This window comes from Ferrovibrio sp., assembly GCF_029255545.1.
In the GTDB taxonomy this organism is placed as follows: domain Bacteria; phylum Pseudomonadota; class Alphaproteobacteria; order Ferrovibrionales; family Ferrovibrionaceae; genus Ferrovibrio.
The window spans coordinates 30,917-45,162 of sequence record NZ_JANLJJ010000055.1 but is presented as its reverse complement, the minus strand read 5'-3'; the positions used below and the strand labels follow the sequence as shown (position 1 = coordinate 45,162).

The 14,246-nt window shown below is 65.8% G+C and carries 13 protein-coding genes and 1 pseudogene; 8 read left to right on the top strand and 6 right to left on the bottom strand.

Annotated elements, in window-relative coordinates; translation table 11 throughout:
* Positions 1–89 precede the first annotated feature (89 nt).
* The 3 genes and pseudogenes from Q1J79_RS11380 to Q1J79_RS11370 all read left to right on the top strand — a co-directional run.
* Positions 90–773 carry a lysoplasmalogenase gene (locus Q1J79_RS11380; protein ID WP_300300301.1) on the top strand — a complete coding sequence of 228 codons (684 nt, stop codon included), beginning with the start codon at positions 90–92 and terminating at the stop codon, positions 771–773.
* 33 nt (positions 774–806) lie between these two features.
* Complete coding sequence (locus tag Q1J79_RS11375) at positions 807–1,004, top strand: YqaE/Pmp3 family membrane protein (RefSeq protein WP_300300298.1); 198 nt, start codon at positions 807–809, stop codon at positions 1,002–1,004.
* A gap of 54 nt (positions 1,005–1,058) precedes the next feature.
* A pseudogene (locus tag Q1J79_RS11370) lies at positions 1,059–1,307 on the top strand (transposase); the annotation flags it as partial.
* A 573-nt stretch (positions 1,308–1,880) separates the two neighbouring features.
* Here Q1J79_RS11370 and Q1J79_RS11365 read toward each other — a convergent pair.
* Complete coding sequence (locus tag Q1J79_RS11365) at positions 1,881–2,009, bottom strand: hypothetical protein (RefSeq protein ID WP_300300295.1); 129 nt, start codon at positions 2,007–2,009, stop codon at positions 1,881–1,883.
* A gap of 426 nt (positions 2,010–2,435) precedes the next feature.
* Between Q1J79_RS11365 and Q1J79_RS11360 the strand changes: the two genes are divergently transcribed.
* Both Q1J79_RS11360 and Q1J79_RS11355 read left to right on the top strand, forming a co-directional pair.
* Entirely contained in the window at positions 2,436–3,674 is a 1,239-nt protein-coding gene (locus tag Q1J79_RS11360; RefSeq protein WP_300300293.1) for an MFS transporter, read from the top strand.
* 4 nt (positions 3,675–3,678) lie between these two features.
* Complete coding sequence (locus tag Q1J79_RS11355) at positions 3,679–4,050, top strand: hypothetical protein (RefSeq protein ID WP_300300290.1); 372 nt, start codon at positions 3,679–3,681, stop codon at positions 4,048–4,050.
* Here Q1J79_RS11355 and bioB read toward each other — a convergent pair.
* Positions 4,030–5,070, bottom strand: coding sequence for a biotin synthase BioB (gene bioB, locus Q1J79_RS11350; RefSeq protein ID WP_300300288.1), 1,041 nt, complete (start codon positions 5,068–5,070; stop codon positions 4,030–4,032). The two genes, Q1J79_RS11355 and bioB, sit on opposite strands and share 21 nt — an antisense overlap.
* Positions 5,071–5,180: 110 nt before the next feature.
* Between bioB and Q1J79_RS11345 the strand changes: the two genes are divergently transcribed.
* Positions 5,181–5,855 (top strand): response regulator transcription factor, encoded by a 675-nt coding sequence (locus Q1J79_RS11345; protein WP_300300285.1) that lies wholly within the window; start codon positions 5,181–5,183, stop codon positions 5,853–5,855.
* Positions 5,856–5,882: 27 nt separating this feature from the next.
* Here Q1J79_RS11345 and Q1J79_RS11340 read toward each other — a convergent pair whose 3' ends face one another.
* A complete protein-coding gene (locus Q1J79_RS11340) occupies positions 5,883–9,725 on the bottom strand; it encodes a NahK/ErcS family hybrid sensor histidine kinase/response regulator (protein ID WP_300300282.1) in 3,843 nt (1,280 codons plus the stop codon).
* Positions 9,726–9,828: 103 nt separating this feature from the next.
* On the opposite strand from Q1J79_RS11340, the gene mtgA reads away from it, so the two are divergent.
* Together mtgA and Q1J79_RS11330 are read left to right on the top strand one after the other, a co-directional pair.
* Positions 9,829–10,503: a monofunctional biosynthetic peptidoglycan transglycosylase gene (mtgA, locus tag Q1J79_RS11335; protein WP_300300279.1), complete on the top strand. Its 675-nt coding sequence runs from the start codon at positions 9,829–9,831 to the stop codon at positions 10,501–10,503.
* 86 nt (positions 10,504–10,589) lie between these two features.
* A complete protein-coding gene (locus Q1J79_RS11330; protein ID WP_300300277.1) occupies positions 10,590–12,107 on the top strand; it encodes a malonyl-CoA synthase in 1,518 nt (505 codons plus the stop codon).
* Here Q1J79_RS11330 and Q1J79_RS11325 read toward each other — a convergent pair.
* From Q1J79_RS11325 to pcaH, 3 genes are all read right to left on the bottom strand, one after another.
* On the bottom strand, positions 12,104–12,754 hold the full coding sequence (locus Q1J79_RS11325) for a class I SAM-dependent methyltransferase (RefSeq protein WP_300300275.1): 651 nt from the start codon (positions 12,752–12,754) through the stop codon (positions 12,104–12,106). The two genes, Q1J79_RS11330 and Q1J79_RS11325, sit on opposite strands and share 4 nt — an antisense overlap.
* Before the next feature lie 71 nt (positions 12,755–12,825).
* Positions 12,826–13,455, bottom strand: coding sequence for a protocatechuate 3,4-dioxygenase subunit alpha (pcaG, locus tag Q1J79_RS11320; protein WP_300300273.1), 630 nt, complete (start codon positions 13,453–13,455; stop codon positions 12,826–12,828).
* Positions 13,456–13,459: 4 nt separating this feature from the next.
* On the bottom strand, positions 13,460–14,185 hold the full coding sequence (gene pcaH, locus Q1J79_RS11315; RefSeq protein WP_300300271.1) for a protocatechuate 3,4-dioxygenase subunit beta: 726 nt from the start codon (positions 14,183–14,185) through the stop codon (positions 13,460–13,462).
* Between the last annotated feature and the right edge of the window lie 61 nt (positions 14,186–14,246).

Here is a 14,246-nt window from a genome sequence, read left to right as displayed (position 1 = left end):
GAAGGGCCTGGTCGATGCCTGCAAGCAGATCGATCCGAGCCTGGGCAAGTAAGGCTGGCGGCAAATAACCGGCCGGGCGGAGACATCCGATGACCAGCGCGGCGCGCCAGACTGCCTCTGGCGCGCCGTTTCTGTTTCGCGGTGCCTTCGGCGCCGCGCTTGGTCTGGCCATCCTCTATCTGTTTGCCGGCCCGCTGCTGCCCGACATCCTCTGGCTGAAGGCGGCGGTGAAGGGCGCGGTCTGCCCGCTGCTGGCTGTGGCGCTGTGGGCTTCGCGCGGCGGCGATGCCGATGCCAAACGCCTGGGCCTCGCTTTGCTGTTCTCGGCGGCCGGCGATGTGTTCCTGGCGGTCGACCGCGTTGGCCTGTTCGTGCCGGGCCTGGCCAGCTTCTTGCTCGCCCATCTGGTTTATCTCTGGCAGTTCGTGGCGCGTCGTCCGCGGCCTATGCGGCTGCCGGTCCTGCGTCGGCTGGTGGCGCTCGGCATTCTCGCCGGGATCACGATCATGCTGGCGCTGCTCACGCCCGGCCTGGGCAAGCTGCTGGCGTCGGTCTATGCCTATATCGCCGCCATCGCTGCCATGGCGCTGGCCGCCACGGCCCTGCCCGGCCGGCCGCTGGTGATGCTGGGCGCGATCAGCTTCATGGTCTCGGACTCGCTCATCGCGCTCGACAAATTCGTGGCGCCGATCCCCTTCGTCGGCCCGGCGATCTGGATCACCTATGTGGCCGCCCAGGTGATGATCGTGCTGGGCTGGAAAGACCGGGCCTGACGTCTTACATTGGTCGGGAAGGAGACTCCCGCCATGCGCCTGCTGCTCGCCATTTTCCTGCCCTTCATGGTGTTCTTCACCATCGGGCGGCCGATTGCCGGCATCATCTGCCTGATCCTGCAGGTCACCCTGATCGGCTGGATTCCGGCGGCTTTGTGGGCGGTCTATTCGCTCAGTCAGTACAACACCGCCAAACAGATCGAGCAGGCGACCGGGCGGCGCACGCTGTAGCCTCGCGCGCGCCTCATCAGGAGGCGGGTTGATTGCAAAGTTTGCCCCACATGCAGCGTGCTTCATTCCGCCAAGAAATACGCTCGGGGCGACGTTCATACCAACACGGTCGAAGGCTATTTCTCGATCTTCAAGCGGGGCATGAAGGGCATCTATCACCATTGCGGTGAAAAGCACCTGCATCGCTATCTGGCGGAATTCGATTTCCGCTACAACGTGCGAGGCGTCACGGATGGTGAACGCGCAGCCCTTGCGGTGAAGGGTGCCGAGGGCAAGCGGCTCATGTACCGGCAACCTGACTAAGCCGGTTCCGTTTCTTCTGACAGACTGGTTTATCCGGCAGGCGGCTAGGCGGCGGAAGTAGGCTTCCGGCCCTTGCGCTTCTTCGGGATGTCCTTGATCGGCTGGGGCCGGGTATTCAGGGCGCTGGCTAGCAGCCGCTTGAACCGGTCGTCGGCTTGGTCGTCCGGGTATTGGGACCGATCTTGCGAATCGGGCCCACTACCCATTGCGAATCCTCTAAAGCAAGCGAGTTTTTGCTCCGGAAAGCAAACAATCAGCTATCCGGGCTCCCGAACGGGCCTGTAAAATTAGCGATTGTCTCCCTGTTTCGCAGGGAGGCTGGCTGGGGCCGGGATGCCGTTGATTTAGCGGTCGGCGGCATCCCACGCCCCAAGTACAGTACCGAAAGGAGGTGTATGGGCATGCAACCCATAATATAATCTCCGTCCGGGTTACGGAGGCGCTACCAACACCGCCGTAATTCGCAGCCCCGTTGGGGGACACTACGGGACGCCTCCGGAGAAATCCGGGGGCGTCTTGCTTTGCGCCTTTCGGCGCAATTTCCGCAGACTCGTCACGCGGAAACTTCGGAAATCATTCTGCCATCGTTTCAGGAAACTTGAAACGCATAATCGGCGTATCAGCCGACTTATCACTACGCACATTCTCAGCAGCATCATCAGGACGAGTACGAAACAGACGACGCTGCAAAACCACAATCATTGTACTCTTTTTTCTTCCCCAGCCTAATGGCACATAAAACTCAATTATTCCAAAGTGATAAGATGTTTTTCCGTATGGCGGGAACTACATAATTAGGTTTTATATCTTAACAATAACCCTATTATGTTCTATACTGTTCAGGTGAGCCACAGACCGGTATTTAGAAACCATTCCTGCTTTCTAAGACAGACTCTCACATTTATATAAAATCAATAACTTACCTATGCAAAACCATCGCAAAACGATTCAAAACGCATCGCTCTCGACTGCAAATCCCGGCGCGGCAGCGCAATCCGCGCTGGCCCGCGCTGCACAATCCGCAACAGGCCAGAACTTGTACGGTGCCAATTTAAGACTTGCCGCTTCGGCCCCGCTTGCCTAAGTGCAGGGCTTGGAAACGAACGAGCGTTCAGGAGACGAGTCCCCATGACGACCCAGACCCAGGCCCCCCGCTCCGGGGCCCCGACCTCCTGGCGCACCCCGCTGCTGATCATCCTCGCCGGCTGCACCATCGCCCTGCTGAATTTCGGCGTGCGCTCGGGCTTTGGCCTGTTCCTCGAGCCGATCAGCGCCGCCAATGGCTGGGGCCGCGAGGTCTTCGCCTTCGGCATCGCCATCCAGACCGTGCTGTGGGGCTTCGGCCAGCCTTTCGCCGGCGCGCTCGCCGACCGCTACGGTTCCGCCCGCGTGCTGGTCGGCGGTGCGCTGTTCTATGCCGCCGGCGTGGCGCTCACCGCCTATGCCACCACGCCGCTGATGCTCAACGTCACGCTCGGCATGCTGATCGGCATCGGCCTGGCCGGCTCGTCGTTTACCGTGGCGCTGTCGGCCATCGCCCGCATGGTGCCGCCCGAAAAACGCTCCTGGGCGCTGGGCATCGGCACGGCGGCCGGTTCGATGGGGCAGTTTTTAATGGTGCCGCTGGGCCAGGCCTTCATCGCCGCCTTCGGCACGGCTTTCGCGCTGATCCTGCTCAGCCTGTTTGCGCTGGCCATCGCGCCGCTGGCGCTGGTGCTGGCCGGCAAGGCGCCGGAGGGCAGCGGGCCGCAGCAGTCGATGGGCGAGGCCCTGCGCGAGGCCGGCGTGCAGAAAAGCTACTGGCTGCTGATCTCGGGCTTTTTCGTCTGCGGCTTCCACGTCTCCTTCATCCAGACCCATCTGCCGGCCTATATCGTCGACCGCGGCCTCGATCCCGCCACCGGCGCCTGGGCGCTGGCCCTGGTCGGCCTCGCCAACGTGGTCGGCTCGTATACGGCTGGCGTGCTGGGCGGCAAACGCAGCAAGAAATACCTGCTCAGCTTCATCTACGGCGCGCGCGCCGTGGTGATCACGGTGTTCGTCATGCTGCCCATGACCGAGGTCAGCGTGCTGGTCTTCGCCTTCGCCATGGGCCTGCTCTGGCTCTCCACCGTGCCGCTCACCTCCGGGCTGGTGGCGCAGATCTTCGGCCCGCGCTACATGGCCACGCTGTTTGGCATCGTCTTTTTCAGCCACCAGGTCGGCGGTTTCCTTGGCGTCTGGCTCGGTGGCCGCCTGTTCGACATGACGGGGTCCTACAATCTGGTCTGGTGGATCTCGATGGGTCTCGGCGTGTTCGCCGCCATCGTGCACTGGCCGATCGACGAACGCCCGCTGGCGCGCCTCTCGCCAGCGCCGGCAGAGTAACGCCATGGCCGGCACGCACCGCATCGCGTTGGGTTTTGCGCTGGCGGTGCTGCTGGTCTGGGGCCTGCTGTTTGCCGTCACGGTGCAGCGCGCCGCCCTGCCGCCGGAGGCCAGCGGCCGGGTGATCGCGGTCTATCCCTTCGGCTGGGATGCGCTGGCCGTCACGGCGGCGGCGACGCAGACGGAAGCCCGGCTGGTGCGACAGACCTGGCTGCCCAACGCGGTCGAGCTGGCCTCCGACGATCCCGGTTTCGCCGGCCGCCTGCGCGAGAGCGGCGCCATCGGCGTCTACCGCGCCCAGCCTTTCACGCTGTTCACGCTCGCCGGCTGCACCGGCATGCCGCCTTCGCTGCCCTCACTGCGCCGCTTCGGCTGAGCCGCCGACTTCAACAGTGGTGTGCGGCATCGCGGTGATGCCCAGCTTGGCCAGCAGGGTCGCGTCGCGATTCTTGCCGGGGTTCTTCGTGGTCAGCAGCTTCTCGCCCAGGAAGATCGAGTTGGCGCCGGCCAGGAAACACAGCGCCTGCAATTCCTCGCTCATCTGCTCGCGCCCGGCCGACAGACGCACCATCGAGGCCGGCATCACGATGCGGGCCACCGCGATGGTGCGCACGAAGTCGATGCCGTCCAGCGGCGCCTGGCCGTCCAGCGGCGTGCCCTCCACCTGCACCAGCATGTTGATCGGCACGCTGTCGGGATGGGCGGGCAGGGTGGCCAGGCTGTGCAGCAGGCCGGTACGGTCCTCGGCCTTTTCCCCTAAGCCCACGATGCCGCCGCAGCACACTTTCAGCCCGGCTTCGCGCACGTTGGACAGCGTGTCGAGCCGGTCCTGGTAGGTCCGCGTGGTGATGATCGCGCCGTAATGCTCGGGCGAGGTGTCGAGGTTGTGGTTGTAGTAATCCAGCCCGGCCTCGCCCAGCCGCTGCGCCTGCTCGGACGACAGCATGCCCAGCGTGGCGCAGGTCTCCAGGCCCAGCGCCTTCACCTCGGCGATCATGGCGCAGACCTTCTCAAGGTCGCGCTCCTTCGGGCTGCGCCAGGCCGCGCCCATGCAGAAGCGGCTGGCGCCGGCCGCCTTGGCCTCGCGCGCGGCGGCCAGGGTCTCGTCCAGCCCCATCAGCTTCTCGGCCTTGACGCCGGTGTCGAAACTCGCGCTCTGGGGGCAATAGGCGCAGTCCTCGGGACAGCCGCCGGTCTTGATGCTCAGCAGGGTGCTCATCTGCACCGCGTTGGCGGCGAAATGGCGGCGGTGCGCCTGCTGGGCCAGGAAGACCAGGTCGCTGAATGGCAGGGCGAATAGCGCATCGATTTCCGCGCGCGACCAGTCGTGGTGTGGTTCGGCCGCAGCGCAACGTGCGGTGAGGGACGAGATATCCACAATGCCGGCAATGCTCATGACGGGCTCCCTGGAACGGTGGCGAGGGTCTGCACTAGCCCGGTCTATTGCCGCTGTCCAGTGCCGCCTTCACCTTGCTGCGCGCGGAGCGGTGGTTTACCCTCGCGATCATGACGGGAGCCAACAAGACCGGCACAGATAAGACCGGCACAGAACCGGCGCTGACAATCATCATCGCCGACGACCACCCACTGGTGCGCGAGGCGCTGGGCCAGGCATTGCGGCAGGCCATGGCCGGCGTCGCGGTGATCGGCTGTTCCGACCTCAACGAGGCTCGCGCCGTCCTGGATGCGCGCGAGGCCGTCGATCTGCTGATCCTCGATCTCGACATGCCGGGCATGGACGGTTTCTCCGGCCTCGCCACGGTGCGCGCCAGCCATCCCGCCGTGCCGGTGGCGATCGTCTCGTCCACGCGCGAGCCGGCCGTGATGCGCCGCGCCATCGAATTCGGCGCCGCCGCCTTCGTGCCGAAATCAGCCGCGCTCGACACCATCGCCAGCGCGCTGCAATCGGTGCTGGACGGCGAGGTCTGGCTGCCGCCTGAACTGGAGGATGGCGGCGTCCCGGATGTCCCGGATGACTTCGCCCGCCGCGTCGCCGAGCTGACGCCGCAGCAGCTGCGCGTCCTCACCCTGCTCAGCAAGGGCAAGCTGAACAAGCAGATCGCCCATGAGCTGTCGGTCGGCGAGGCCACGGTGAAGGCGCATGTTACCGCGATCCTCAAGAAGCTTGGCGTGCGCAGTCGGACTCAGGCGGTCATCGCCGCCCGGCATTTCTCGCTCTGACAGATTTCTTGCCCTGACTGAAACGGATCAGTCGCCGGTTTCGGCCAGGGACCGGGCCAGGGGCTGGGGCTGGACCGGCCGCCGGCGCTGGCTGATCAGGGCGCGCAGGGCCGCAGGTTTCACTGGTTTGTGCAACACGTCTACATGGGTCTCGGCGGCGCGGCGGCGCATGTCCTGGCCACGGTCGGCGGTGATCAGGATGGCCGGCAGCTGCTGGCCCCAGTCGCGGCGCAGCTGCGCGATCGCGTCCAGCCCATCGGGTGAATCCTCATCCAGATGCAGGTCGGCCAGGATCACGTCCGGGTTGCGGCCAACGGCGGCCACCGCCTCACGGGCCGCGGCGATCGTGTCGACCGCCGCCACCGTGCAGGACCAGCCTTCCAGCAGCGTGGTCATCGCCTCGCGCACGCCGGCCTCGTTCTCGATGCAGAGCACGAAGCTGCCGCTGAGCGAACCGGCGGTGAAGGCCGGCAATGCCGGCTGCAGCGCGGGCAGGGCGGGTTCGACGGCGGCGCGCGGCACGGTGATGCTGAAGACCGAACCGCGGCCGACGCTTGAGCGCAGCCCGATCGGGCTGTTCAGCATGCGGGCGATGCGCTCGACAATGGCAAGGCCAAGGCCAAGGCCGCGCTCGGCCGCATCGCCGCCGCGCTCCAGCCGGGCGAATTCCTGGAAGATCACCTGCCGCTTGTCATCCGGGATGCCGGGGCCGTTGTCGCAGACCTCGATGCGGATGCTGTCGCCGCGCCGCCGGCAGCCGATCAGCACGCGGCGGTTCGGCTCGTCGGCGCTGGTATAGCGAATGGCATTGGCGACGAAATTCTGCAGCACGCGGCGCAGCAGGGCCGGATCGCTGCTGACCGTGGCGCCGGTCGGCACCGCTTTCAGCGTGACATGGCGCCGGGCGGCGAGCGGCGCAAAGGCCGACACGATGGAATCGAGCAGCGGCCCCAGCGCCACCGGTCGCACCTCGAGCTGCACGGCGCCGGCATCCAGCTTGGAAATATCGAGCAGGGCATCGAGCAGGGCCTCCACCGCGCCGAGGCCATGGTCGATCTTCGAGACCAGCGGATTGTCCGGCTCGCGTTCGGCCAGGGCAGCGGTGAACAGCCGCGCGGCATGCAAGGGCTGCAGCAGGTCGTGGCTGGCGGCAGCCAGAAAGCGGGTCTTGCCCAGGTTGGCCGCTTCCGCCTGCGCCCGCGAGGATTCCAGCTCCTGCACGGCCAGCTGCAATTCGGCGGTGCGCTCGGCGACGCGGCGCTCCAGGCCTTCATAGGCGGCGCGCAGGGCGGCATCGGCGCGGCGCCGCTCGGTGACGTCCTGATAGAGCAGGAAGAAACCCAGTACCGTGCCCTGCTCGTCGATATGCGGAATATACGTGCCGTGCGCCACCTCGATCTTGGCGTCATTGGTGGGGAATTCGGTCTCGAAGCTTTGGCGCTGGCCGGCCAGGGCGGCTTCGATATGCGGCTTCAGCCGCAGATACCGGTCGGATGGCAGCATCTCGTGGACGCGCCGGCCATCGATTTGGTCCTGCGGCAGATGCAGGGCGCGGCGGAACGGCATGTTGGTGAAGCGATAGCGCTCGTCGCGATCCACATAGGCGATCAGCACCGGCACGTTGTCGGTATAGATGCGGATGGCGCGCTCGGAATCGCGCAGCGCCTCGGCGGCGCGGACGCGGTCGCTGATATCCGTGCAGGTGGCGACGAAGCCGCCATCGGGCATCGGATCGACGCGGATTTCGATCACCCGGCCGCTCGGCTGGCGCTGTTCGTGGATGCGCGAGCCGCTGGCGCCGGACGCCAGCATGGCGGCGAGATCCGAGGCGGCGTCGCCCACCAGGGTGGCGAGCGGCACGCCATTCTCGGCCAGATTGGCCGGCAGGCCGAGCAGGTCGAAGAAGCGGTCGTTCCAGGCCGCCAGGCGCTGGCGGTTGTCGAACACGCCGATGCCCTGGCTGATATGGTCGAGCGTGGTGCGCAGCAGGTCGAGATTGTGACGGATCGCTTCGGATGCCTCGCCCAGCATGGCGCGGGCGGCGCGCGGGCTGAGCAGGTTCTTGCCCTGGGCCGAGGCCATCACGATGCGCGCCGATGCCGCGCCGATCGCGCCGCCCAGCAGATGCTCGGTGAAGGCCATGGCCTCGCCCGCGCTCATGCGACGGCCGGCAAAGGCGCGTTCGGCGCGCTCCTCGCCGATGAAACGCGCGGCCAGGGCGCGCAGCTCGTCGATGCGCGGGTCGTGATCGGCTTCAACAAAGGCGGTGGCTGGCAGGCCTTCGCCGCCGGAGACGAAGATCGCCGCCTGCTCAAGGTCGCGGCTGCGCGGCCGCGACAGCAGCGACACGCCGATCAGCAGCGTCAGATTGGCGACGACGCTGGCGACGAAGCCTTGCAGGATGGCGTCGAAATCGCTGATCGGCCAGGGCAGCCAGGCGGCCAGCGGCGCCACCATCGGCCGGCCGGTCGCCGCGCCCTCGATGGACGGCACCAGCAGGGCGTAGATCCACACGGCAAACGCCGCCAGCAGGCCGGCGATCACGCCGTGGCGATGGGCGCGTTTCCAGTACAGGCCGAGCAGCAGGGGCGGCGCGAAATTGGCCACCGCGCAGAACGAGATCATGCCAATCGAGGACAGCGGCAGATAGCCGGCGATCCAGGTATGATAGATATAAGCCGCGATCAGGATCAGGACGACGGCGGCGCGGCGCACATTCAGCACGATCTGGCCGACTTCGCCGGAGCCGCCGGCGCGTGAGCGCAGCAGGAACGGCGTCACCAGCTCGTTCGACACCATGATCGACAGCGCCATGCAGGCGACGATTACCATCGAGGTTGCTGCCGAAAGGCCGCCGATGAAGGCAAAGACCGACAGGGCGATATGGTCGGCCTTCAGCGGCAGGGTAAGGACGAAGAAATCCGGATTGGTGCCCTTGTCGGTCAGGAGCAGGCCGGCTGCGGCAATCGGCACGACGAACAGGTTGATGGCGACCAGGTAGAGCGGAAACAGCCAGCGCGCCGCCTTCAGGCTGTTCGGGTCGCTGCCTTCCACCACGGCGACATGGAACTGGCGCGGCAGGCAGAGGAAGGCGAAGGCGGACAGGACCGTCATGGCGATCCAGTTGCTGCCCAGGCCCTGGCTCAGCTGCGCGGTCAGGCGCGGATCGGCCTGCACCCGGGCCAGCAGGTCGCTGCCGGAATCGAACAGGCCGTAGAAGACGAACAGGCCCACCGCCAGGAAGGCGGCCAGCTTGACCAGCGATTCGAAGGCGATGGCCAGCATCATGCCGCGATGCTGCTCGGTGGCCTGCACATGGCGCACGCCGAACAGGATGGTGAACAAGCCCATGATGCCGGCCACGAACATCGCGGTATCGCGCCAGGGCGGCGGCAGGCTGGCATTGAGCAGATGCGCCATGTCGGTGCCGACCAGCACCTCGAAGGTGACGCTGACCGCCTGCATCTGCAGCGAGATATAGGGCAGCACGCCGATCACCGCGATCAGGGTGACCAGCACGGCCACGGCGCGACTCTTGCCATAACGCGAGCCGATGAAGTCGGCGATCGAGGTGACATTCTGCCGCTTGGCGATCTTGATCATCTTGGCCATCACCGGATAGCCCAGCGTGATGGCCAGCACCGGCCCGACATAGATCAGGATGAAATCGGGGCCGGAGAGGGCGGCGCGGCCGACCGAGCCGTAGAAGGTCCAGGAGGTGCAATAGATGGCGAGCGACAAGGCATAGATGGTGGCGCCGCTGCGGCCGGTATACCAGCGCGGTCCGAGCCGGTCGCCGAGATGGGCTATCGCGAACAGCAGTCCGAGATAACCGAGCGACAGAAGCAGAATGGCGCTGCCCTGCAGCATGAAGCGTTTTCTCCCCGTTCCGGCCAGTAAATCCTCCTCGCCCTGTCCTGTCCACCGGCAAGAGACGGTTGCCATTGCCGCTGTGCCGGGTTTTCCTGCGCCGATGACGCGTATTTTCCGCCTGCTGAAAATCTGTGCTGCCCTGCTGCTGGCCTTCTGGGGCGGCGGTTTGCTGCTGTTCCGCTTCGTCGATCCCCCCGCCACGCCGCTGATGCTGATCCGCAGCATCGAGCGCGGCGCCCTGGTGCGTTACCGCCCGGTCGGGCTGGCGGAGGTTGCCGCCGGGCTGCCACGCGCCGTGATCGCCTCGGAGGACGCCCGCTTCTGCCTGCATCACGGCATTGACCTGGGGGCCGTGCAGGACGCGCTGGAGGATTACGAGGAAACCGGCCGCCTGCGCGGCGCCAGCACGATCAGCATGCAGGTGGCGCGCAACCTGTTCCTGTGGCCGGGTGGCGGTTTCGTGCGCAAGGCCCTGGAGGCCCCGCTGGCCCTGGCGCTGGATGCGGCCTGGCCAAAGCGGCGTATCATGGAGGTCTATCTCAACATCGCCGAAATGGGCCCCGGCCTGTTCGGCGCGGCGGTGGCTGCGGACGATCATTTCGACCGGGCCCCGGGCCGACTGACGGATATGCAGGCCGCCCGGCTCGCGGCCATCCTGCCATCGCCGAACCGCTGGAATGCGGCGGCGCCCACTGCGTATGTCGAACGGCGTACCGCCACGATCCGGGCGCGCATGGGACAGCTCGGCCCGGCGCAACTGGCCTGCCTCGGCTAAATTGGCAACAGCGGGACACTTGCGCAGAGCGGCCGGGCGGCGATTATTGACGCCACAAAAACACCGACCGGAAGCAGTCTTTCACCATGTCCGACAATCTCTATTCCCTGATCCGCGCCCGCATCACCGATCCGGCCAGGACCTTCATCGAGACCGGCGATGGCCGCCGCTTCAGCTATGGCGACACCTTCGAACTGGCGGGTCGTTTCGCCAATGCACTGGTGGCCCTGGGCGTGCAGCCGGGCGACCGCGTCGCCGTGCAGGTCGACAAGTCGGCCGAGGCGCTGATCCTGTATCTGGGCGTGGTGGCGGCTGGCGCGATCTATCTGCCGCTCAACATCGGCTACACGCTGACCGAACTGGAATATTTCATCGGCGATGCCGAACCGCGCGTGGTGGTCTGCCGCCCGTCGGTGGCCGCCGAACTGGCGCCGCTGGCCAGGCGGCTGGGCGTGGCCCATTGCGAGACGCTGGGTGTGCAGGGCGATGGCAGCCTGATGGACAAGGCAAAAGCCGCGGCCGCGGCCTTTACGCCGGTGCCGCGCGGGCCGAACGACCTGGCCGCCATCCTCTACACCTCGGGCACCACCGGCCGCTCGAAAGGCGCGATGCTCAGTCATCGCAACCTGTATTCCAATGCCGCCACGCTGATGGAGTACTGGCGCTTCACGGCCAACGACGTGCTGCTGCACGCCCTGCCGATCTTCCACACCCATGGCCTGTTCGTCGCCAGCAACATCATCCTGCTGGCCGGGGCGTCGATGATCTTCCTGCCGAAACTGGATCCCGACGAGATAATCCGGCACCTGCCGCGCGCCACCAGCATGATGGGCGTGCCCACGTTTTACGTGCGCCTGCTGCAGCATCCGGGCCTGACCAAAGACCTGGTCCGGCATGTGCGCCTGTTCGTCTCGGGCTCGGCGCCGCTGCTGGCCGATACGCACAAGGAATGGGAGGCCCGCACCGGCCACCGCATCCTTGAGCGCTATGGCATGACCGAAACCAACATGAACACCTCGAATCCCTATGACGGCGACCGCGTGGCCGGCACGGTGGGCTTTCCGCTGCCGGATGTCGAGTTGCGTATCGCCGATCCGGAAACCGGCAAGCCGCTGGCCCAGGGCGAGATCGGCATGATCGAGGTGAAGGGTCCGAACGTGTTCCAGGGCTACTGGCGCATGCCGGAGAAGACGGCGGCCGAATTCCGCCCGGACGGCTTCTTCATCACCGGCGACCTGGGCAAGATCGACGAGCGCGGCTACGTGCATATCGTTGGTCGCGGCAAGGACCTGGTGATTTCGGGCGGCTACAACGTCTATCCGAAGGAAGTCGAAACCGAGATCGACGCGCTGCCCGGCGTGACCGAATCTGCCGTGATCGGCGTCAACCATCCCGATTTCGGCGAAGGCGTCACGGCTGTCGTGGTGGCCGGCAAGGATTGCAAGCTGGACGAGGCGGCAGTGCTGAAGGCGCTGGATGGCCGGCTGGCCAAGTTCAAGCTGCCCAAGCGCGTGTTCTTCGTCGATGACCTGCCGCGCAACACGATGGGCAAGGTGCAGAAGAACCTGCTGCGCGAGCAGTATAAGGACATCTATACCCGCTAAGCTGCCGGCTTGCGCAGCAGCGCGACGTCGGCGCCGGCCAGCTCCAGCTCCAGCCCATGCTGGTTCGCGATGAAGCGGAAGGTCGTATCCGAATAGAAGCAGATATGCGTGGGGTCGCGGATGTAATGCCATTGCGCGAAGGCTCCGCGGTCGCGCACGCGTTTGGTCATCACGCCCAGCCAGCCGCCCGGCCGCAGCAGGCCTGACAGCCGCGCGATCTCGGCGCCGGGTTCGGCCAGGTGCTCAAACACCTCGCTGCTGGTGATGAAGTCATAGGGCTGCTCCAGCGCGGTGGCGTCGGGCGCAAAAAGCGGATCGTAGGCGCGCATGGCAAAGCCGGCCTCGCTGAACATGGCGACCAGCGCCGGGGCCGGGCCGCAGCCGAAATCCAGTCCGCTGGCGCCTGGCGGCAGGCGCTGGGCCAGTGGCGTGAACAGGCGGCCAAGGAAGCGGCGGTAGCCGGGATCATCCAGCGCATTCTCGTGCGTGTCGTAAAAGGCACGCGTGGCGGCCACATCCAGATGCTGGTGCGGCGGCACGAAGATCAGATCGCAGCTTTCGCATTGCAGGTAGTCGCGCCGCGCGTCGCGATGATAGGGACGTGCTGAGCCTGAGCAGAGTGGGCAGGGCGGCTTAGGTGCTGACATGGCCGCAGCATAGGCGGCGGGTCGGATAAAGGCGATGGCCGGCAGCGGCATGCGCCGCCGGCCATGTCTGTTCAGATGTCGAAGAACACCGTCTCGTTGTCGCCCTGCAGGACGATGTCGAAATGATAGACGGTTTTGCCGTCCTTTTTCTCGCCGCGTTGGGCGAGCAGGGTCTGGCGCCGCACTTTCAGTTCGATCAGGTTCAGCACCGGATCGGCGGCATTGGCGGCTTCCTCGTCGGAGAAATACATCCGCGTGCTGAGGCCGATATTGATGCCGCGCGCCACCACCCAGAAATTAATGTGCGGCGCCATCATCTTGCCATGGCGACCAACCACCGGGCCGGGCTTGATCGTCTCGAAGCGATAGATGCCGGTATCGAAATCGGCGCCGGTGCGGCCCCAGCCGCGGAAATCGGCATCCAGCGGCTTGTCCTGCGTGTCGGCCGGATGGCTGTAGCGGCCGGCGGCATTGGCTTGCCAGATCTCCAGCAGCGCGTCGTTCAGCGACGAGCCAGTGGCATCCAGCACGCGGCCCTCGATGACGATATGCTCGCCCTTGGTCTGCGGGCCGGCCAGCGCGTTACTGAAATTATGCGCGAAGATGTCGAAGCCGGCCTGGTGCGGCGCCAGTCCGATATGCACATAGGGGCCGGCGGTCTGCGAGGCGGTTTCCTGCAGGTAGGTGAGGGGCTGCGGCATGGTCTCAATTCCCATCCAGCTTGTTTTCGAACATGGTGGAGCGGCGGCCGCGCAGCACGAAATCGAAGCGGTAAGCCAGGCTGTCGAGCGGGATCGCCGCGTTCAGGTCGAGTGGCGCGATCAGGCGTTCCAGCGCGCCCTTGTCGGGCACGGTCTGCAGGATCGGACAGATCGGGATCAGCGGATCGCCCTCGAAATACATCTGGGTGATCAGCCGTTGCGCGAAGCCCGAGCCGAACAACGAGCAATGGATATGAGCCGGCCGCCAGGAATTGACGTAGTTGCGCCACGGATAGGGACCGGGCTTGACGGTACGGAAGAAGTAGTTGCCGTTCTCGTCGGTCAGCGTGCGGCCGCAGCCGCCGAAATTCGGATCGATTGGCGCCAGGTAGGTATCCTTCTTATGGCGATAGCGGCCGCCGGCATTGGCCTGCCAGACTTCCACCAGCGTGTTGGGCACCGGCCGGCCGTTTTCGTCCACCACGCGGCCATGCACGACGATGCGTTCACCGATCGGGTCGCCGGTCTTGGCGTAGTTGCGGATCAGGTCGTTATCCAGCGGACCGATTTCGTTATGGCCAAAGACCGGGCCGGTCACCTCGGATAGCGAGTTCTGCAGCGACAGCAGGGCATGCTTCGGCGACCGGGTGACGCTGGTCTTGTAGGTCGGGGTATAGGCGGGCGGATGCAGACGGCGATCCCGCTGGAAAAATTCCCCTTTGGTTTCCATGGTTTGCTCCCTAGATGCACCACTCTCGCGCCGGGGCGGCGGCGAGCAGCGGCATCCGGGA

Coding starts and splice junctions, on each gene's coding strand:
- Q1J79_RS11360 (WP_300300293.1), top strand. CDS start 2,436: ATGACGACCCAGACCCAGGCCCCCCGCTCCGGGGCCCCGACCTCCTGG.
- mtgA (WP_300300279.1), top strand. CDS start 9,829: ATGACGCGTATTTTCCGCCTGCTGAAAATCTGTGCTGCCCTGCTGCTG.
- Q1J79_RS11365 (WP_300300295.1), bottom strand. CDS start 2,009: ATGATTGTGGTTTTGCAGCGTCGTCTGTTTCGTACTCGTCCTGATGAT.
- pcaG (WP_300300273.1), bottom strand. CDS start 13,455: ATGCCGCAGCCCCTCACCTACCTGCAGGAAACCGCCTCGCAGACCGCC.
- Q1J79_RS11355 (WP_300300290.1), top strand. CDS start 3,679: ATGGCCGGCACGCACCGCATCGCGTTGGGTTTTGCGCTGGCGGTGCTG.
- Q1J79_RS11325 (WP_300300275.1), bottom strand. CDS start 12,754: ATGTCAGCACCTAAGCCGCCCTGCCCACTCTGCTCAGGCTCAGCACGT.
- Q1J79_RS11330 (WP_300300277.1), top strand. CDS start 10,590: ATGTCCGACAATCTCTATTCCCTGATCCGCGCCCGCATCACCGATCCG.
- Q1J79_RS11380 (WP_300300301.1), top strand. CDS start 90: ATGACCAGCGCGGCGCGCCAGACTGCCTCTGGCGCGCCGTTTCTGTTT.
- Q1J79_RS11345 (WP_300300285.1), top strand. CDS start 5,181: ATGACGGGAGCCAACAAGACCGGCACAGATAAGACCGGCACAGAACCG.
- Q1J79_RS11375 (WP_300300298.1), top strand. CDS start 807: ATGCGCCTGCTGCTCGCCATTTTCCTGCCCTTCATGGTGTTCTTCACC.
- Q1J79_RS11340 (WP_300300282.1), bottom strand. CDS start 9,725: ATGCTGCAGGGCAGCGCCATTCTGCTTCTGTCGCTCGGTTATCTCGGA.
- pcaH (WP_300300271.1), bottom strand. CDS start 14,185: ATGGAAACCAAAGGGGAATTTTTCCAGCGGGATCGCCGTCTGCATCCG.
- bioB (WP_300300288.1), bottom strand. CDS start 5,070: ATGAGCATTGCCGGCATTGTGGATATCTCGTCCCTCACCGCACGTTGC.